17 protein-coding genes, 5 pseudogenes and 1 riboswitch are annotated in these 18,328 nt (G+C 69.3%); of the genes and pseudogenes, 17 read left to right on the top strand and 5 right to left on the bottom strand.

Translation table 11 applies throughout. The features are described 5' to 3' along the window. The first annotated feature begins 141 nt into the window (after nt 1–141). Nucleotides 142–966 carry a trehalose-phosphatase gene (gene otsB / locus ADL12_RS30760; RefSeq protein WP_062707630.1) on the top strand — a complete coding sequence of 275 codons (825 nt, stop codon included), beginning with the start codon at nt 142–144 and terminating at the stop codon, nt 964–966. Here otsB and ADL12_RS30755 read toward each other — a convergent pair. Both ADL12_RS30755 and ADL12_RS30750 read right to left on the bottom strand, forming a co-directional pair. Further along, nucleotides 954–2,441, bottom strand: coding sequence for an alpha,alpha-trehalose-phosphate synthase (UDP-forming) (locus tag ADL12_RS30755; RefSeq protein WP_208614656.1), 1,488 nt, complete (start codon nt 2,439–2,441; stop codon nt 954–956). The two genes, otsB and ADL12_RS30755, sit on opposite strands and share 13 nt — an antisense overlap. Before the next feature lie 107 nt (nt 2,442–2,548). Beyond that, a complete protein-coding gene (locus ADL12_RS30750) occupies nt 2,549–3,493 on the bottom strand; it encodes a glucosyl-3-phosphoglycerate synthase (RefSeq protein ID WP_062707627.1) in 945 nt (314 codons plus the stop codon). 131 nt (nt 3,494–3,624) lie between these two features. After that, nucleotides 3,625–3,794: riboswitch (SAM riboswitch) on the top strand. A gap of 18 nt (nt 3,795–3,812) precedes the next feature. Here ADL12_RS30750 and thrC point away from each other — a divergent pair. The 4 genes from thrC (at nt 3,813) to groL (ending at nt 8,118) form a co-directional block, all read left to right on the top strand. Beyond that, nucleotides 3,813–5,099 (top strand): threonine synthase, encoded by a 1,287-nt coding sequence (gene thrC, locus ADL12_RS30745; protein WP_062707624.1) that lies wholly within the window; start codon nt 3,813–3,815, stop codon nt 5,097–5,099. A gap of 110 nt (nt 5,100–5,209) precedes the next feature. After that, on the top strand, nt 5,210–5,485 hold the full coding sequence (locus tag ADL12_RS30740) for a MoaD/ThiS family protein (RefSeq protein ID WP_062707622.1): 276 nt from the start codon (nt 5,210–5,212) through the stop codon (nt 5,483–5,485). Between the two features lie 442 nt (nt 5,486–5,927). Continuing rightward, the gene (locus ADL12_RS30735) at nt 5,928–6,134 is read left to right on the top strand and encodes a cold-shock protein (RefSeq protein ID WP_007493268.1); all 207 of its coding nucleotides are present in this window, start codon (nt 5,928–5,930) and stop codon (nt 6,132–6,134) included. Between the two features lie 361 nt (nt 6,135–6,495). Beyond that, nucleotides 6,496–8,118, top strand: a complete 1,623-nt coding sequence (gene groL / locus ADL12_RS30730; protein WP_062707619.1) for a chaperonin GroEL — start codon at nt 6,496–6,498, stop codon at nt 8,116–8,118. Between the two features lie 186 nt (nt 8,119–8,304). On the opposite strand, the gene ADL12_RS30725 is transcribed toward groL, so the two are convergent. Then, nucleotides 8,305–9,000 carry a class I SAM-dependent methyltransferase gene (locus ADL12_RS30725; RefSeq protein ID WP_062707614.1) on the bottom strand — a complete coding sequence of 232 codons (696 nt, stop codon included), beginning with the start codon at nt 8,998–9,000 and terminating at the stop codon, nt 8,305–8,307. A gap of 159 nt (nt 9,001–9,159) precedes the next feature. On the opposite strand from ADL12_RS30725, the gene ADL12_RS30720 reads away from it, so the two are divergent. The 6 genes from ADL12_RS30720 to ADL12_RS51190 all read left to right on the top strand — a co-directional run bounded on the left by ADL12_RS30720 (nt 9,160) and on the right by ADL12_RS51190 (nt 13,437). After that, complete coding sequence (locus ADL12_RS30720) at nt 9,160–10,287, top strand: NADH:flavin oxidoreductase (protein ID WP_062707611.1); 1,128 nt, start codon at nt 9,160–9,162, stop codon at nt 10,285–10,287. 28 nt (nt 10,288–10,315) lie between these two features. After that, nucleotides 10,316–11,176: a metallophosphoesterase gene (locus ADL12_RS30715; RefSeq protein WP_062707608.1), complete on the top strand. Its 861-nt coding sequence runs from the start codon at nt 10,316–10,318 to the stop codon at nt 11,174–11,176. Nucleotides 11,177–11,293: 117 nt separating this feature from the next. Beyond that, a complete protein-coding gene (locus ADL12_RS30710) occupies nt 11,294–12,784 on the top strand; it encodes an MFS transporter (protein WP_062707647.1) in 1,491 nt (496 codons plus the stop codon). Nucleotides 12,785–12,861: 77 nt separating this feature from the next. Then, nucleotides 12,862–13,071, top strand: a complete 210-nt coding sequence (locus ADL12_RS58605) for a mycothiol-dependent nitroreductase Rv2466c family protein (protein ID WP_425265161.1) — start codon at nt 12,862–12,864, stop codon at nt 13,069–13,071. 61 nt (nt 13,072–13,132) lie between these two features. Next, the gene (locus tag ADL12_RS58600; RefSeq protein ID WP_425265160.1) at nt 13,133–13,300 is read left to right on the top strand and encodes a mycothiol-dependent nitroreductase Rv2466c family protein; all 168 of its coding nucleotides are present in this window, start codon (nt 13,133–13,135) and stop codon (nt 13,298–13,300) included. Further along, complete coding sequence (locus tag ADL12_RS51190) at nt 13,264–13,437, top strand: flavin reductase (RefSeq protein ID WP_107120065.1); 174 nt, start codon at nt 13,264–13,266, stop codon at nt 13,435–13,437. The genes ADL12_RS58600 and ADL12_RS51190 overlap by 37 nt, the downstream gene beginning before the upstream one ends. A gap of 38 nt (nt 13,438–13,475) precedes the next feature. Here the strand turns inward: ADL12_RS51190 and ADL12_RS58595 are convergent. Next, nucleotides 13,476–13,589: pseudogene (locus ADL12_RS58595) on the bottom strand (LacI family transcriptional regulator); the annotation flags it as partial. 621 nt (nt 13,590–14,210) lie between these two features. Here ADL12_RS58595 and ADL12_RS30695 point away from each other — a divergent pair. Beyond that, nucleotides 14,211–14,940: pseudogene (locus ADL12_RS30695) on the top strand (beta-xylosidase family glycoside hydrolase); the annotation flags it as partial. A gap of 8 nt (nt 14,941–14,948) precedes the next feature. Here ADL12_RS30695 and ADL12_RS56975 read toward each other — a convergent pair. Then, nucleotides 14,949–15,089: a hypothetical protein gene (locus tag ADL12_RS56975; RefSeq protein WP_244188120.1), complete on the bottom strand. Its 141-nt coding sequence runs from the start codon at nt 15,087–15,089 to the stop codon at nt 14,949–14,951. On the opposite strand from ADL12_RS56975, the gene ADL12_RS30690 reads away from it, so the two are divergent. The 5 genes and pseudogenes from ADL12_RS30690 to ADL12_RS30675 all read left to right on the top strand — a co-directional run. Continuing rightward, nucleotides 15,088–16,431, top strand: a complete 1,344-nt coding sequence (locus tag ADL12_RS30690; protein ID WP_244188119.1) for a glycoside hydrolase family 43 protein — start codon at nt 15,088–15,090, stop codon at nt 16,429–16,431. The two genes, ADL12_RS56975 and ADL12_RS30690, sit on opposite strands and share 2 nt — an antisense overlap. A 260-nt stretch (nt 16,432–16,691) precedes the next feature. After that, nucleotides 16,692–16,841 (top strand): annotated as a pseudogene (locus tag ADL12_RS53190) (IS630 family transposase); the annotation flags it as partial. A gap of 224 nt (nt 16,842–17,065) precedes the next feature. Next, a complete protein-coding gene (locus ADL12_RS30685) occupies nt 17,066–17,347 on the top strand; it encodes a mycothiol-dependent nitroreductase Rv2466c family protein (RefSeq protein ID WP_244188118.1) in 282 nt (93 codons plus the stop codon). A 270-nt stretch (nt 17,348–17,617) separates the two neighbouring features. Continuing rightward, nucleotides 17,618–17,914 (top strand): annotated as a pseudogene (locus ADL12_RS56965) (class I SAM-dependent methyltransferase); the annotation flags it as partial. 88 nt (nt 17,915–18,002) lie between these two features. After that, a pseudogene (locus ADL12_RS30675) lies at nt 18,003–18,308 on the top strand (transposase); the annotation flags it as partial. Nucleotides 18,309–18,328 lie beyond the last annotated feature (20 nt).

The raw sequence follows: 18,328 nt of genomic DNA, 5'->3' as shown, positions 1-18,328 counted from the left end.
CGTCCGGCGTTTGAGGACGAGGCCCGTTCAGGGCCGAAGCGGGGGTCTGGGGGCGGCAGCCCCCAGGGGACGGGAATGGGTAGGGGCGGCGGGGGCGAGAACTCTCCCGGGGTGCGGCCCTCCGTGGATAGGGTCGCCGATATGGAGCCCTTGCCGACCCCCGCGACCCGGCCCGGACGCGACGGCCTCGCCGCCATCCTGGCCCGGCCCGCGAGGGCACTCGTCGCCCTCGACTTCGACGGAACCCTCGCGCCGATCGTGCCCGACCCCGAAAAGGCCCGAGCCCACCCCGACGCCCTGCCGGCGCTCACCGCGCTCGCCCCGAAGGTGGCCGCCGTGGCGGTGATCACCGGCCGCCCGGCCGACGTCGCCGTGCGGTACGGCGGTTTCGCAGCGGTCCCAGGGCTGGAGCACCTCGTCGTGCTCGGCCACTACGGCGCCGAGCGCTGGGACGCCGTCACCGGCGAGGTCACCGCCCCCGACCCCCACCCCGGCGTAGCAGCCGTACGCGCCGAACTGCCGGGCCTCCTCGAGAGCACCCAGGGCGCATGGATCGAGGACAAGGGACATGCCGTCGCCGTGCACACGCGCCGCGCGGCCGACCCCCAGGGCACCTTCGACGCCCTCCGCGAGCCCCTCACCGACCTCGCCACCCGCAACGGCCTCATCGTCGAACCGGGGCGCATGGTCCTCGAACTCCGCCCGCCCGGCATGGACAAGGGCGTGGCGCTGAGCGAGTACGTCCGCGAACTCGGCGCCGAGTCCGTCCTCTACGCAGGCGACGACCTCGGCGACCTCCCCGCCTACGCCGCCGTCGACAAGCTCCGTTCCGACGGCACCCCGGGCCTGCTGGTGTGCAGCGGCAGCGAGGAGGTCACCGAGCTGTCGAAGAGGGCGGACGTGGTGGTCGACGGCCCGGAGGGCGTCGTACGGCTGCTGCAGGCGATCGCCGCTCAGGCAGGCTGACCAGCCTCCTGGTCCAGCGCGTGCAGCTGGTCCAGGAACCACTGGGCCGGGGGGAGGGCGGTGGCGGCGGCAGCCAGCCGCTTCGACCGCTCCGCCCGCTCCTCCCGCCCCATGGACAACGCCTCGTGCAGTGCCCGCGCCGTGTCCATCACGTCGTACGGGTTCACGGCGAGCGCGTCCTCGCCCAGCTCCTCGAACGCTCCCGCCTCCCGCGACAGCACCAGCGCGCACCCCTCGTCGGAGACGACCGGCACCTCCTTCGCGACGAGGTTCATGCCGTCCCTGATGGGGTTGACCAGCGCCACGTCCGCCAGCCGGTACGCGGCCAGCGAGCGCGCGAAGTCGTCCTTGACGTGGAGGACCACCGGGGTCCAACCCGGCGTCCCGTACCGGGAGTTGATCTCCTCCGCAAGGCGCTGCACCGCGGCTGTGTAGTCGCGGTACACCGCCAGGTCCTGCCGCGACGGATACGCGAACGCCACGTGCACCACCCGCTCGCGCCACTCGGGGTGGTCGTCGAGCAGCTGCCGGTACGCCAGCAGTCCGCGCACGATGTTCTTGGACAGCTCGGTCCGGTCGACCCGGACGATGGCCTTGCGCCCCTCGCCGATCTCCCCGCGCAGCGCGGCCATGCGTTCGTCGACGTCCGCCTCGTGCGACCGGGCCCGCAGGAAGTCCGCGTCCGCACCGAGCCCATGGACGCCGATCCACGTGGTGCGCAGAGGCGGCATGCCCGTGCCGGTGTGCCGGATGTGCTTCGGCTCGCTCGGCACCGGCGAGTACACCTGGATGCGCTCGGCGTCGATCTCGTTCGCGCAGGTCATGAAGCCGTGCGCCCAACGCCGGGTCAGGAACGCCAGCCGGTCGGCGCCCAGCATCCCCCACACCAGCTGCGCCCGGATGTCGTCCGGCAGCATCCGGAAGTACTCGGCCGGCGCCCACGGCGTGTGCGAGAAGTGGCCGATACGGAGGTCAGGGCGCAGCTCGCGCAGCATCCCCGGCACCAGGCACAGGTGGTAGTCCTGCACCAGCACCGCCGCACCCGGCGCCGCCTGCCCGGCCAGCGCCTCGGCGAAGGCGCGGTTGTACGCCTCGTACGACGCCCACTGCCGTCGGAACTCGGCGTCGAAGACCGGCTCCAGCGGCGTCTGGTAGAGCATGTGGTGGACGAACCAGAGGACCGAGTTCGCGATGCCGTTGTAGGCGTCGGCGTGCACGTCGGCCGGGATGTCCAGCATGAGCACGCCGTCCTCGCCGACCCCGCGCCGCACGGCCTCGCGGTCGCCGTCGGACAGCGCCGAGCACACCCAGAGGGCACCGGCGTCCGGCCCGATCGCCGACAGCCCGGAGACGACTCCGCCGCCACCCCTCTTGGAGTGCAGCGAGCCGTCGTCGCGCACCTCGTACGAGACCGGGCCGCGGTTCGACGCGACCAGCACCTTGGCAGCACCCTGCGCATCCTGCGTGGTAGCCATAGGGCTCAACCTAGCCCGGCCCGGAACCGCTCAAACGTGCGGTTCACCTCACTGGCAGGGCCCGTATACGACCTTGAGGCCGGCTTCGGACCGCCTTCTGACCACCTTCAAGCCACCTTGCGGGAGGCGTACTCCGCGATCTCCGCCATCGGCGGCCGCTCCTCCGTGTCCACGGAGAACGTGCGTGGCTCGAAACCGTCCTCGCCCCGCTCGAACTGGGTGAGGGAGGGGCGGATGAGATGTCCGCGGGCCAGCCGCAGCTGGGCCGTGCGGTAGATCGCGGCGGACATCCGGCCGAGGGCCTGTCCGTCCTGGTGGCGGTGTTTGCGGACGCCCACGTCCACCTGGGCCAGGGCGTCGAGCCCCACCAGGTGCAGCGCGTCGACCAGCATGCCGAGCTCGACGCCGTAGCCCACGGGGAAGGGGAGCTGTTCCAGCAGCGAGCGGCGGGCCGCGTACTCGCCGCCCAGCGGCTGCACAAAACCGGCCAGCTGCGGCCAGTGCATGTTCAGCAGCGGGCGCGCCATCAGCTCGGTCACCCGGCCGCCCTGCCCGGCCGCCCCGCCGAGGGGACGGTCGTACATGCCCTTGACGAGGTCGACCTCGGGGTCGGTGAGCAGCGGGCCGACGATGCCGGAGACGAACTCGGACTTGAACTCCCTCAGGTCCGCGTCGATGAAGCAGACGATGTCGCCGCTCGTGACGAGCAGCGAGCGCCACAGCACCTCGCCCTTGCCGGGCACGGTCGGGATGCGGGGCAGGATGTCGTCGCGGTGGACGACCCGGGCGCCCGCGGCGGCGGCCACCTCGGAGGTGCGGTCGGTGGATCCGGAGTCGACGACGACGATCTCGTCGACCAGCGGAACCTGCTGCATGAGGTCATGACGGATGGTCGCGACGATGTCGCCGACCGTCTCCTCCTCGTTGAGCGCCGGCAGCACGACGGAGACCGACTGGCCCGTGCGCTGCTTGGCGGCCAGGATCTGGTGGAGCGGGCGATCGGTCACGGACCAGGAGCGGGTGCTCAGCCAGCGCTCGACTTCTTCCAGCACGGTTGGCGGCTCCTCACTGTTTGTCTCGCGGTTCGGACGGACTCTCTCAACTCTCCTGGCCGTCGGTTACAGTCTTGAACAACGCGGATGACCATCGCATGTCCGGGGTCACGCCGCTCACAACCGCATACAGCTCATCCAGAGGGGCAGAGGGAAACGGCCCGATGAAGCCCCGGCAACCCTCCAGTCGGCTCTCGTAGCGATCACTGCCGTAACACCGCTGATCGTCTCCGCGAGGCTCCCGGCTAGGGAAGGTGCCAAATCCGTCTCACGGCGAGATGCGTCGTGAGGAAGATGAGGAGAAAGGGCCTCGCCTCACATGGCTGTGCAGACTGTTGCAAGCACCACCGATTCCACCGTAGACCTTGGTCCCGCCGCGGCGCTGTCCTGCCGCGAGTGCGGTCACCGGGTACCCCTCGGACCGGTCTTCGCGTGCGAGGAGTGTTTCGGCCCGCTGGAGATCGCGTACGACTTCTCGGCCTACGACGCCGAGGAGCTCCGCAAGCGGATCGAGGCGGGCCCCGCGAACATCTGGCGCTACGCGCCGCTCCTTCCCGTCCCGGCCGACGTCGCCACCAAGCCGAACATCAACCCCGGCTGGACCCAGCTCGTCAAGGCCGACAACCTCGCGCGTGAGCTCGGCGTCGACGCCGGCAAGCTCTTCATCAAGGACGACTCCGGCAACCCGACGCACTCCTTCAAGGACCGCGTCGTCGCCCAGGCCCTGGAAGCCGCCCGCGCCTTCGGCTTCACCACCCTGTCCTGCTCCTCGACCGGCAACCTCGCCGGTGCGGTGGGTGCCGCGGCGGCCCGCGCCGGCTTCCGGTCCTGCGTGTTCATCCCGCACGACCTGGAGCAGGGCAAGGTCGTCATGGCCGCGGTCTACGGCGGTGAGCTCGTCGGCATCGAGGGCAACTACGACGACGTGAACCGTTTCTGCTCCGAGCTGATCGGCGACCCGGCCGGCGAGGGCTGGGGCTTCGTCAACGTCAACCTGCGGCCGTACTACGCGGAGGGCTCCAAGACCCTGGCGTACGAGATCTGCGAGCAGCTCGGCTGGCAGCTGCCCGACCAGATCGTCGTGCCGATCGCCTCCGGCTCGCAGCTCACGAAGATCGACAAGGGGCTGCAGGAGCTGATCAAGCTCGGGCTCGTCGAGGACAAGCCGTACAAGATCTTCGGTGCGCAGGCCGAGGGGTGCTCGCCGGTGTCCGTCGCTTTCAAGGCCGGCCACGACGTCGTCCGCCCGCAGAAGCCGAACACCATCGCCAAGTCGCTGGCGATCGGCAACCCGGCGGATGGTCCTTATGTCCTGGACATTGCTCGCCGTACCGGCGGGGCGGTGGAGGATGTGACGGACGAGCAGGTCGTGGACGCGATCAAGGTCCTTGCCAGGACCGAGGGCATCTTCGCGGAGACCGCCGGTGGGGTGACCGTGGGTGTGACGCGCAAGCTGATCGAGAACGGTGTCCTCGACCCGACGAAGACGACGGTTGTCCTGAACACCGGTGACGGTCTCAAGACGCTGGATGCGGTGGCCGGTACGGGGCTTACTGCGACCATTCGTCCCAACCTGGACTCGTTCCGTGAGGCTGGGCTCGCCTAGTCGTCTTCGTCTGCGGGCCGGCGGGGGCTGGTCGCGCCCACGCGGCGGTAGCCGCAAATTCAACACAGCCCCGCGCCCCTGAGGGCGTTTACCTGACCGGAGGTCACAACGTGAGCGTCAACGTCCGCATCCCCACCATCCTGCGCACCTACACCGCCGGGCAGGCCGAGGTCGCCGCCGAGGGTGGCACCCTCGCCGAGGTCATCGCCGACCTGGAGAAGAACCACGCCGGGATTGCCGCCCGGGTTCTGGACGACCAGGGCAAGCTGCGTCGGTTCGTCAACGTGTACGTCAATGACGACGACGTACGTTTTGAGCAGGGGCTGGAAACGGCGACGCCGGACGGTGCGGGCGTCTCCATCATTCCGGCGGTCGCCGGCGGCTGACCGAATGACCGATCATTACCATCGGTAACCCCGGTTACCGAGAGTTCATCGAATTGCCCCCTCCGTGAGAGAAGCGGAGGGGGCAATTCTGTGTGGTTGAGCGAGGTACAGTTGGGGAACGCGCCGCCGATTCACAGGTCGGTGGCCCTTGATTTCTGCCGCCCGCCCGACAAGAAGTAGCCAAAGTGTGCGGGTTTTTTGCGGCTTTTGTTCCGTTTATCAGGTCCGACTTGACCTGAAGTCAGGGGAATTGTCCCCACATTCCCGACCGGCCGTGCCCGGATTTCTCGTCCGATTGACCTGTTGCAGACGGCAGTTGGGCAGATACATTCAGCCGCGGTCGACGCGTTCCGGCGCACGCCCCCGACCGATGGGGGGTGAGGTCTGACCCGGATCCGCGAAGTGTGGATCTGTGCAAGGGCCAGTAATAGGGGAGTTAGGCATGGCTCAGGGCACCGTCAAGTGGTTCAACGCGGAGAAGGGGTACGGCTTCATCGCGGTCGACGGTGGTGCGGATGTTTTCGTCCACTACAGCGCGATCCAGATGGACGGGTACCGCACCCTGGAAGAGGGCCAGCGGGTCGATTTCGAGATCTCGCAGGGTCAGAAGGGGCCGCAGGCGGACATGGTCCGTCTGGCGACCGGCTGAAGCACGCGTCGACTTAAAGCAGCGACGTACTTCTTCGAAGGGCCCGCACCTCCCGGGGTGCGGGCCCTTCGCCGTGCCCGGGCCTGCGCGTGGCCTGCCCGGAGCGTGCTCGGGGGCCGCCTCCGCCCTGTCCGCGCACCGCTGAGCGCCCCGACCGATCCCCGAGAGCCGCTTGCACTCGCATGGGTCGAGTGCTAATCATTGGCGTTAGCACTCTGAAGGTGAGAGTGACAACGAAGGACCGGGTCGGTGAGGCCCGCAGGCCAGGTGGGGCAAGGAACCACGAGGCATGCGAGCCGTCCGTCGCGGGCGCGGGCGCGGTCCGAAGGAATCACCCCCAGTCCTGGAGGGACCACTTCACATGGCCAAGATCATCGCGTTCGACGAGGAGGCGCGGCGCGGCCTCGAGCGCGGCATGAACCAGCTCGCGGACGCCGTGAAGGTGACGCTCGGCCCCAAGGGTCGCAACGTCGTCCTCGAGAAGAAGTGGGGCGCCCCCACGATCACCAACGATGGTGTCTCCATCGCCAAGGAGATCGAGCTCGAGGACCCGTACGAGAAGATCGGCGCCGAGCTGGTCAAGGAAGTCGCCAAGAAGACGGACGACGTCGCCGGTGACGGTACGACCACCGCGACCGTTCTCGCCCAGGCCCTCGTCAAGGAAGGCCTGCGTAACGTAGCCGCCGGCGCCAACCCGATGGCCCTCAAGCGCGGTATCGAGAAGGCCGTCGAGGCCGTCTCCGCCGCCCTGCTCGAGCAGGCCAAGGATGTCGAGACCAAGGAGCAGATCGCTTCCACGGCCTCCATCTCCGCCGCCGACACCCAGATCGGCGAGCTCATCGCCGAGGCGATGGACAAGGTCGGCAAGGAAGGCGTCATCACCGTCGAGGAGTCCCAGACCTTCGGTCTGGAGCTGGAGCTCACCGAGGGTATGCGCTTCGACAAGGGCTACATCTCGGCGTACTTCGCCACCGACATGGAGCGGATGGAGGCGTCGCTCGACGACCCGTACATCCTGATCGCCAACTCCAAGATCGGTTCCGTCAAGGACCTGCTCCCGCTCCTCGAGAAGGTCATGCAGTCGGGCAAGCCGCTGCTGATCATCGCCGAGGACGTCGAGGGCGAGGCCCTGTCGACCCTGGTCGTCAACAAGATCCGCGGCACCTTCAAGTCCGTCGCGGTCAAGGCCCCGGGCTTCGGTGACCGCCGTAAGGCGATGCTGAACGACATCGCCATCCTCACCGGTGGCGAGGTCATCTCCGAGGAGGTCGGTCTCAAGCTCGAGAACACCTCCCTGGACCTCCTGGGCAAGGCCCGCAAGGTCGTCATCACCAAGGACGAGACCACCATCGTCGACGGTGCCGGCTCCTCCGAGCAGGTCGCGGGCCGGGTGAACCAGATCCGCGCCGAGATCGAGAACAGCGACTCGGACTACGACCGCGAGAAGCTGCAGGAGCGCCTGGCGAAGCTCGCCGGCGGTGTCGCGGTCATCAAGGCCGGTGCCGCCACCGAGGTGGAGCTCAAGGAGCGCAAGCACCGCATCGAGGACGCCGTGCGCAACGCCAAGGCGGCCGTCGAGGAGGGCATCGTCGCCGGTGGTGGCGTGGCCCTCATCCAGGCCACCGCTGTCTTCGAGAAGCTGGAGCTCGAGGGCGACGAGGCGACCGGCGCCAACGCCGTGAAGCTCGCGCTCGAGGCCCCGCTGAAGCAGATCGCCGTCAACGCCGGCCTCGAGGGCGGCGTCGTGGTGGAGAAGGTCCGCAACCTCACCCCGGGTCACGGCCTGAACGCCGCGACCGGCGAGTACGTCGACCTGGTCGCCGAGGGCATCATCGACCCGGCGAAGGTGACGCGTTCCGCGCTGCAGAACGCCGCGTCGATCGCCGCGCTGTTCCTCACCACCGAGGCCGTCATCGCCGACAAGCCGGAGAAGGCCGCCGCGCCCGCCGGTGGCGGCATGCCGGGCGGTGACATGGACTTCTGATCGACCTGACGGTTGATCAACGTCCTTACCGAGGGCGGCACTTCCTGTTCCGACAGGGGTGCCGCCCTCGGGCTTTTCCGTCGGTCGAGGGTCGATTCGATGGCCCAGGTCGCTCTCCGTCATCCGTTCCTGGCCTCGCCGAGCGGGGTCGTACCCAGCAGGTTCGCAACACCGCCAGAGTCGGCCTCAAGCACCGGCGATCGTGCTGAACCGCGCGTCGGCGTAGTGGGAACCGACCGCGGGCTGGCCCGTGTAGTTCGGGCCGGCGGCCGGGTCGGCGCCCAGGTAGTGGAACGGGAGCGTGACCTCGCGCCCGCCTTCGAGGGTGAGCCGGTGGTGGCGGGCGCTGTAGCGGAAGCCGGCCGAGCGCAGGGCCGAGACCGTCGCCCGGCCCGCCGCCGAGCCGTCGGCCCAGCGGATCGACTCGGGGTCGAAGTGCGCGGCGAGCAGTCCGTCGGGGGCGAGCCAGGAGGCGGCGCGGGCGAGGAGGCCGAGCTGGTCGCCGACGTAGTGCAGGCCGTGTACGCAGGTGATCAGGTCGTACGTCCGGGTCGGCGCCCAGGTCGACACCGAGGCCACGACCTCCGTCAGGGTCGGCGGGGCCGGCAGGCGGACCAGCGGGCCGACCAGGTCGATCCCGGTGAGGGCCGCGTCGTCGGGCAGCGTCGAGGCGGCCTCCCGCAGGGCGTGGCCCTCGCCGCTGCACAGGTCCAGCCAGGAAGGGGCGTGGGGTCGGGCGGCCAGCCGGGACAGGGGATCGAAGCCCAGTTCACGGGCGTAGCTGTTCACTCCGGCGAGTCCGCGTTCCCGGTTCATCGTGTTGTTGGCGACGACGGAGGAGCGTTCCAGCTCGCTCGTGGAGAGCAGTGAGGACTTCGGCATACGCACATTCTCCGTGCGGGGTGGCCGGGATCACGGGCGGATACGGCAGCCACGGAATGCGCGGACCCGCATAATCGGTTGCTTAAGTCGGTGCAACAATGCATACGCACATACCAGCCGGTCAATGACTCAATGAACCCTCACTCCAGGAGCCCCCGCGTGACCGTCACCACGACCTCCGCCTCCCGTGCGGCCCAGATCCTGTCCCGGCCGACCACGATCAACGGCCTGACCGTCCCCAACCGCATCGCGATGGCGCCGATGACGCGCATGTTCTCCCCGGGCGGCATCCCCGGCGAGGACGTGCTGTCGTACTACGCGCGCCGCGCCGCCGCCGGCGTCGGCCTGATCGTCACCGAGGGCACCTACGTCGGGCACGACTCGGCCGGAGAGAGCGACCGCGTCCCGCGCTTCCACGGCGAGGAGCAGCTGGCGGGCTGGGCCAAGGTCGCCGAGGCGGTGCACGCGGGCGGCGGCACGATCGTGCCGCAGCTCTGGCACATCGGCATGGTCCGCAAGCCGGGCAGGCCGCCCTACGCCGACGCCCCGCCGGTCGGCCCCTCCGGTCTGCGCATCGGCGCCGAGGAGGCCACCGGCAAGGCGATGACCCAGAGCGACCTGGACGACGTCATCGGCGCGTTCGCCCAGGCCGCCGCGGACGCCGAGCGCATCGGCTTCGACGGCGTGGAGATCCACGGCGCCCACGGCTACCTCGTCGACCAGTTCCTCTGGGAGGGCACCAACCGCCGCACGGACGCGTACGGCGGCGACCCGGTGGCCCGTACGAAGTTCGCCGCGGAGATCGTGGCCGCCGTACGCGAGAAGGTCTCCGCATCCTTCCCCGTCATCTTCCGCTACTCGCAGTGGAAGCAGGAGGCCTACGACGCCCGCCTCGCCGAGACCCCCGAGGAGCTGGACGCCATCCTCACCCCGCTCGCCGCGGCCGGCGTCGACGCCTTCCACGCCTCCACCCGCCGCTACTGGATCCCGGAGTTCGACGGCTCCGACCTCAACCTGGCCGGCTGGACGAAGAAGCTCACCGGCAAGCCGGCCATCACCGTCGGCTCGGTCGGCCTCGACGGCGACTTCATCGGCGCGTTCATGGGCGAGGGCTCCACGGTCAAGGGCTTCGACGACCTCCTGGACCGCCTGGAGCGCGACGAGTTCGACATGGTGGCCGTCGGCCGCGCGCTGCTCCAGGACCCTGAGTGGGCGGCGAAGGTCCTCGGTGACCGCGTCGACGAGCTGAAGCCGTACGACGCCGCGTCGCTGAAGACGCTGAGCTGATCGGCAACTCCGCGCTAACGTCCGGGAGATGAGAATCCTTCATCTCTCGGACACGCACATCGAGCGAACCGACGGCCCCAACAAGTACGGCGTCAACGCCACCGATTCGCTGCGGCTGATGCTCGCCGAGCTGCGGCATCAACGGGACGTGGACGCGGTGGTCGTCACCGGAGACATCGCCGACGACGGATCTGTGGAGGCGTACACGGCCGTACGGGAACTGGTGGGCGGGTTCGCGCAGCGGCTGGGCGCGCCGGTGTTCTACACGACCGGCAACCACGACGAGCGGGACGCCTTCGGGAAGGTGCTGGCCGGCGGGCATCCGGAACCGGAGCTGGTCCTGGACTCCGAGGCGTCGGAGCGGGCCGCGGTGAGCACGGTCGCGGGCTGGCGTTTCGTGACGCTGGACTCGCTGGTGCCGGGGAAGGTGTACGGCCATCTGGGCACGGCCCAACTGGACTGGCTGCGCGGGGCGTTGAGCGAGCCCGCCGAGCGGGGCACCGTCCTCGCCTTCCACCACCCGCCGATCAGCCTCGACATCTCGGCGACCCAGCCGCACTTCGGGCTGCGGAACCCGGGGGAGCTGGGGGAGGTGATCCGGGGGAGTGACGTACGGGTCGTGCTGACCGGTCACTACCATCTCCAGCTCTTCGGGCTGCTGGAGTCGGTGCCGGTGTGGGTCACGCCCGGTGTGGTCAACCGCATCGACCTGACGTCCGCGCCCGGGACGGAGCGCGCGGTGCGCGGGGCCTCGGCGTCGCTGGTGGAGCTGGGCGGGGCGGCGGGGCCGATGTTCCACACCTTCCATGCGCGGGACCCCAGGGCGCACGAGACGGTGTACGAGCTGGACGAGGAGCAGGTGCGGTCGTTCGTGGAGCGGGAGGCGTGACCTGCGTCGGCGTGACCTGACTCTGGCTCCCTTGAGTAAGTCAATCAACTGACTTAAGGTTGCCTCGGTCAATTAAGAGTCAAGCGCTCCCGCATGTACGCCGACGGAGGCCGCACCATGTCCGACGCACCGACCCGTCCCGCCGAGGCGGCCGGAGGCGCCGCCCCGCCGAGATCGAACGGCGTGGTGGCGGTGCTGGCCTTCGCCGGGATCGTCGTCTCGCTGATGCAGACCCTGGTCATCCCGATCGTCCCGGAGCTGCCGAAGCTCCTCGACGCGCCCGCGTCGGACACGGCCTGGGCCGTCACGGCGACCCTGCTGGCCGCCGCCGTGGCCACGCCGGTGATGGGGCGGCTCGGCGACATGTACGGCAAGCGGCGGATGCTGCTGGTCAGCGTCTTGCTGCTGGTGACCGGCTCGGTGGTCTGCGCCCTGAGCGAGTCACTGGTCCCGATGATCGTCGGGCGGGTGCTCCAGGGCTTGGCCTCCGGTGTCATCCCCCTCGGCATCAGCATCATGCGCGACGAACTCCCCGCCGAGCGCCTCGGCTCCGCCACCGCCCTGATGAGCGCCTCCCTCGGCATCGGCGGCGCGCTCGGTCTGCCTGCCGCTGCGCTCATCGCGGACAACTTCGACTGGCACGTCCTGTTCTGGACATCGGCCGGTATGGGTGTCGTGGCGCTGGTGTGCGTGCTGCTGGTCGTGCCCGAGTCGAAGGTCCGCACGGGCGGGCGCTTCGACCTGGTCGGCGGGGTCGGGATGGCGGCCGGCCTGGTCTGCCTGCTGCTGGCCGTCTCCAAGGGTGCCGACTGGGGCTGGGGCAGTGGTACGACGCTGGGGCTGTTCGCGGCAGCGGTCGTGATCCTGCTCGCCTGGGGCTGGTGGGAGCTGCGGGTTGAGCAGCCGCTGGTCGACCTGCGGACCACGGCCCGCCGTCAGGTGCTGGTCACCAACCTGGCCTCGATCGCGGTGGGCTTCGCGATGTTCGCGATGAGCCTGGTCATCCCGCAGCTCCTCCAGCTCCCCGCGCAGACGGGATACGGCCTCGGCAGGTCGATGCTGGTCGCGGGCCTGTGCATGGCGCCGTCGGGCTTGGTGATGATGGCGACGGCCCCGGTGTCGGCGGCCATCTCGCGGGCCAAGGGGCCGAAGGTCACGCTGATGGTGGGGGTGCTGATCGTTGCTGCCGGATACGGCCTCAACATCGTCCTGATGTCCGAGGTCTGGCACTTCGTCCTGGTGGCCTGCATCATCGGCGCCGGCGTCGGCTTCGGTTACGGCTCGATGCCCGCGCTGATCATGAGCGCCGTGCCTGCTTCGGAGACGGCCGCGGCGAACAGCCTCAACACGCTGATGCGCTCGCTGGGGACGTCGACGGCGAGTGCGGTCGCGGGCGTGATTCTGGCCCAGATGACGACGGACCTGGGCGGTTACGCCCTTCCGTCCGAGAACGCCTTCAAGGTGGTCCTGGCGGTGGGCGCCGGGGCGGCGCTGCTGGCGTTCGTGGTGGCGTCGTTCATTCCGAGGCAGGGGGTGGCTGCCGCTGGTGGGGAGCCGGTGGCGGAGGGGGCGGCGGCGGAGTCGGTGGGGGCGACGGCTAAGTCGTAGGGCGGACTGGGGCGGACTAGCCCCTCCGCTCGACGACGAGCCATGCAGTGCCACTCGCAGATTGGACGGTACGCATCATGACGACCAACGAAGAGACCCGCGGCGACGAGGCCCAGGTCCCGTTCTGGTTCGATCCGCTGTGCCCCTGGGCCTGGATCACCTCGCGCTGGCTCCTGGAGGTCGAGCAGGTCCGGCCGGTGCGCGCCGACTGGCGGTTCATGTCCCTCGCCTACCTGAACCTCGACCAGCGCGAGGCAAGGGCCTCAGCGAGGACTACCAGAAGCTGATGAGCACGGCCTGGGGGTCGGTGCGAGTCTGCGCCGCAGCCGCCGAGCAGCCGGCCGCCCCGTGCTGGGGCGGCCGCTGTACACGGCCATCGGCACCCGGCTGCACAACCAGCGGCGCCGCGAGGATCCCACCGTCATCACCGAAGCCCTGGCGGAAGCCTCGCCTGGTCCGCCGAGTCGGGCTCCGCCCGCCTGGCCGGCATCGCGGCCTGGGCCGACTGCACCGTGACCGGGCTGACCGACGGAGGAGACCACGTCATCGTCCTCGGCGCCGTGGTCCACGCGGACGCTGCCGATGTCGCGCCCTTGGCCTACCACGCGCGGACGTTCGGCACCCACCGCCGGGCCGAGGAAGTGGTCCGGTGACGGCGTTCATCGTCCGACCTGGGCAAACGCCCCGACTCCTACCCCCGAGGCGCCCCCGAAGACCCCCGAACCATCAGCTCCCCCCGAACCGTGGCGATCCCCCCGGGCGGCGGCTCCTCGCGCCCCATGGCGATCCGCTCCGCCTCGGTCCCGGTCACGGCGGTGGTCTCGGCAGCCGAGGCTGCCAGGGCCTCGACCAGCTCTTCCCGCGCGATCACCCGCCGGTCCAGCTCGATCTCGGCGGCCTCCAACACCCCAGCCAACCAGGCGACTTCCTGCCGCAGCCCTTCCACCCGAACCCTGGCCGCTGCCTCTCGCCCCTCCAGCATTCCCAGCACCGACGCCACCGTGCACCCCTCAACCACGAAGCGGAAACAAGACGCCGCATGCCTCCCTCACCCCGGGCGAAACCATTCCTTGCCAGAAGAACTGAGCGATCACGTTCGGATGAGATGCGGCTTCCAGGGATCTTGTGCTGTCCGCCCTCAACTCCTAGGATCCACGACGTTCGAAAGTTCGGTTCACGTTCGCAGTATCGAACGCCCGGCTGAAGCGGCTTGCGCATGGTGTACATGCCGGGCATGACGGCACCCGCATCATCCGTCCCGGTAAGACTCTCCCCCCACACGCCGAATGCCGGACTTGGAAGGGTGCCCCTGGCATTAGTGCGGCAAGCCCCGATCGCCTCCTGGAGCTTCGTGTGACGTCACCCGCACCATGCCCGCGCCCGCGCCTGTGCCGCGCGGCCGTGCTCCTCCTGTCAGGCCTGGCGCGGCCGGCCCGTCGTCCAACTCGTAGGCGGTGCCTGGGACACGCCGTATCCCAGCCCCGTCCTGCTGCCCCCACCCCGCCAGGTCACCCCACTGACCGGCGTCGGCACCTTCGACGGAACGACCGTGAAACCGAAGTGGGAATGGAACCACAATTCGGACAACGGCAAGTGGTCCGTCAACAACGGCCTGACCCTGCGCACCGCGACGGTCGCCAACGACCTGTACTGGGCCCGCAATACCCTCACCGACCGGATTCAGGGACCCACCTCCACCGCGACCATCCAGCTGGACTACGCGACGATGCGCGACGGCGACCGGGCCGGACTCGCCCTGCTGCGCGACCTCTCCGCGTGGATCGGCATCGAACGAGACGGCGGCACAACACGGTAGTGATGGTCAACGGCTTGACCATGGACAGCAATTGGAACACCACCGGCACCGGCACCGAAGTCGCGAGCGCCAACGTCACGGGCGGTCGCATCTGGCTGCGCGCGGCCGCCGACATCCGCCCCGGCGCCTCCCGTCCGGGAACCTTCTCCACAGCACCGACGGCACCAACTTCACCCGCCTGGGGCCCGCGTTCACCATGGGCGACACCTGACAGTTCTTCATGGGCTGCCGCTTCGCCCTTACCAACTACGCCACGCAGACACTCGGCGGCTCCGTCCGCATCGCACGGTTCGCGCTGACCACACCCCGAGCGCAGCAACGTTCCTCTCCCCGCATCTGACCGGCTGCTCAGTCCCCGAGCCGCAGCGCCAGGAAGGACCACACCATGTCCAGTACCGACGTCCACAGGCCAATGGCTCCCCCGACCGCAGTGAGACCACCCGCCACCGGTACGAGACTCGCCCGGGCAACCTGGGTGCTGATCCTCATGTTGGCGTTCGCCGTCCTTCCTGCCGCGGTGCATCCCACGGCGGCCAAGGCCGACAACCCGATCGTGCAGCACGTCTACACCGCCGACCCGTCCCCGCTGGTGCACAACGGACGGGTCTACCTCTACACCGGGCACGACGAGGACGGCTCCACCGACTCCTTCGTGATGAAAGACTGGCGGGTGTGGTCCTCCGCCGACATGGTCAACTGGACCGACCACGGCACACCGCTCAGCCTGAACACCTTCAGCTGGGCAGGCGCCAACGCGTGGGCGGGCCAGGCCATCGAACGGGGCGGCAAGTTCTACTGGTACGTGCCGGTGACGGTCCGGGCGACCGGCGCATTCGCCATCGGCGTGGCGGTGGCGGACAGCCCCACCGGACCGTTCCGGGACGCCCTCGGCCGCCCGCTGCTGGAGAACACTGAGTTCGACCCGACCGTCTTCATCGACGACGACGGTCAGGCCTACCTCTACTGGGGCAACCCCAACCTGTGGTACGTCAAGCTGAACGCCGACATGACCTCCTACTCGGGCAGCCCCACCAAGATCCCGCTCACCACCTCGGGATTCGGCACCCGCACCGACAACCCCGACCGTCCCACGCTGTACGAAGAAGGGCCGTGGGCCTACAAGCGGAACGGTCTGTACTACCTGGTGTACGCGGCCAGGTGCTGCCAGGAGTTCATCGCCTACTCCACGGCACCCAGCCCGACCGGACCCTGGACCTACCGTGGAACAGTCATGCCCGCCCAGGGCAACAGCTTCACCAACCACCCGGGCATCGTGGACTTCAAGGGCGGTTCGTACTTCTTCTACCACAACGGCGCCCTCCCGGGCGGAGGCGGCTTCACCCGCTCGGTAGCCGTGGAGAAGTTCTCCTACAACGCCGACGGCACCATTCCGACAATCAACATGACGAGCACGGGTGCCCCGCAGGCCGGCCCACTCGATCCGTACGTCCGCCAGGAGGCCGTGACGATCGCCTGGGGTTCCGGGATCGAGACCGAATGGTCCAGTGACGGCGGAATGAACGTCGGCTGGATCGAGAACGGCGACTACACCAAGGTCAAGGGAGTGGCCTTCGGGGCCGGCGCCTCCTCCTTCGCCGCACGCGTCGCCTCGGCCACCAGCGGCGGCACCCTCGAAGTGCGCCTGGACGGTCCGAGCGGGACGATCGTGGGCCGGTGCGGTGTGCCGAACACCGGTGGCTGGCAGGCCTGGACCACGGTGACCTGCCCAGTGAGCGGCGTGACGGGAACCCATGACCTCTACCTGACGTTCAGCGGCGGCAGCGGCTACTTGTTCAATGTCAACTGGTGGCAGTTCACCCGCGCCGCGTAACCGCACCGCGTTGACTTGCTCCTCGGGCTGAAGCCCGAGACTTCCGGCCTTCCCGTGCGTTGCTTTGCCACTACGTGACACAGCAACGGACGGGAATCCGTGGCTTCCTACTTCGTCGCGCTGTGCCGGGACGAGTCCTGGTCCGACCTGCGCTCCGCAGGCTGTAACCGCCAGTCCGGCGGCCGTTCTCACGTTCTTCGCGGCGTAGTGGTCCCGGTCGTGGACCGCACCGCAGGCGGCACAGGTCCAGGTCCGAGCGCCGCCACCGCCACCAGGAGTTTCTCCGCTTCCTGAAGGTCATCGACGCCGCCGTCCCCAAGGACGTCGAACTCCACCTGGCCCTGGACAACTACGCCACCCACAGGACCGAGCCGGTCAAGAAGTGGCTGCTGCGCCACCCCCGCTTCCACGATAGTGGAGTCGGAGTTGTCGCCACCACGTGGCCGCAGCCGGAGGAGTGGCCGTGCTTGCTGGATCGGGCAATGGCAGTGGGGGGTGCCGGATGGAGCCGGTGGTCACCCGGTGACGGCGCCCAGCGAGCAGCCGCTGTGCGCGACGCATTGGCCGCGTAGCAGCCAGGTCAGTTCCAGCTGGTGGGCGGTCAGAGAGGCCGTGGAGCAGTTCGCCGGCGAGGGTGGGCGTCGCCACTGTCTGCGGACGGGGCATCGAGTCCTCCAAGCGACGCCTTGAGCGTCCCGGCACCCTTCCAGCCGGGCTGCCACTCTCGCTGGCCGCGGCGGCCACCAGCACAGAGTTCGACCAGCTCATCAAGACGTCGCACCACGAGGCGTTCGACGAAGTCGGCCTCGACGTCGGGACACCCGTCCTGCGGATCGCCGGCACGACCCTGTTCGGCCCCGTGGTCACCCCGGCTCCCCGCGGCGAAGCCGCCGGACAGCTCTGGGACGGCCTGTGATGGTCGCGGCGACGGACGGCTTCTTCGAGCTCAAGCGGAGCCGCAACGCCAAGCCGTCCTTCGACTGAGCCAGCCGGCCCAAACAGCACGCAGAACCACCCGGGCCCGTAGCGCGTGTCCGGCCCGCACGGATCCGGATCCCCTTCACACCGCCACGTGCGGTACCCCGACCACGAGAACGAGGTGAGCCCGTTGGAGTACGACGCCCTCACCGGCTGGGACGACGCCGCCACCGCCGAGACCTACGCCGCTTTCACCCGCGCCTACCCCATGTACAGCGCCTCCAGCCGCGACCTGGCCACGCGTGCCGGTCTCACCAGCAGCCGTGTGATCGTCGACCTGTGTGGCGGCACCGGTACGACGGCCGAGGCCATCCTCGCCCTGGCACCACCCGACGCCACCGTCGTCTCCCTCGACAGCTCCGCCGCCATGCAGAACATCGGCTGCCGCCTCCTCACCGACCCCCGACTGACCTGGGTCAACGCACCCGCCGAAGACCTGGCCGACCACGTCCCGACACGCAGCGTCGATGCCGTCGTGTGCAACTCGGCGGTGTGGAAGACCAACGTCGCCGCGGTGGTCACCGCGGTGCGCCGTGTACTGCGGCCCGGAGGCCGGTTCGTCTTCAACATCGGTGGCGCGTTCGCCGGCGTCACCCACCCCGACGCAGGCCGACAAGGCGTACTCCTCACGCGCGATCCGCGAACACCTGCGCAAGCGCGGAATCCAGGCGATCATCCCCGTCCCTGCCGACCAACGCGGCCACCGCCTGCGGCGCGGAAGCCGAGGCGGCAGGCCACCGGCCTTCGACCGCGAGGCATACAAGCAGCGCAACACCATCGAACGCTGCATCAACCGCTTGAAACAGTGGCGAGGCATCGCCACCCGCTACGAGAAGACCGCGACCATCTACCTGGCCGGACTCCACATCGCGGGCATCTTCCTCTGGTCTGCGCGGTGATCCAAACGAAATGCCCTAGG

This window comes from Streptomyces regalis, assembly GCF_001509475.1.
GTDB classification, from domain to species: Bacteria; Actinomycetota; Actinomycetes; order Streptomycetales; family Streptomycetaceae; genus Streptomyces; species Streptomyces regalis.
This window is presented reverse-complemented; position numbering and strand designations above follow the sequence as displayed.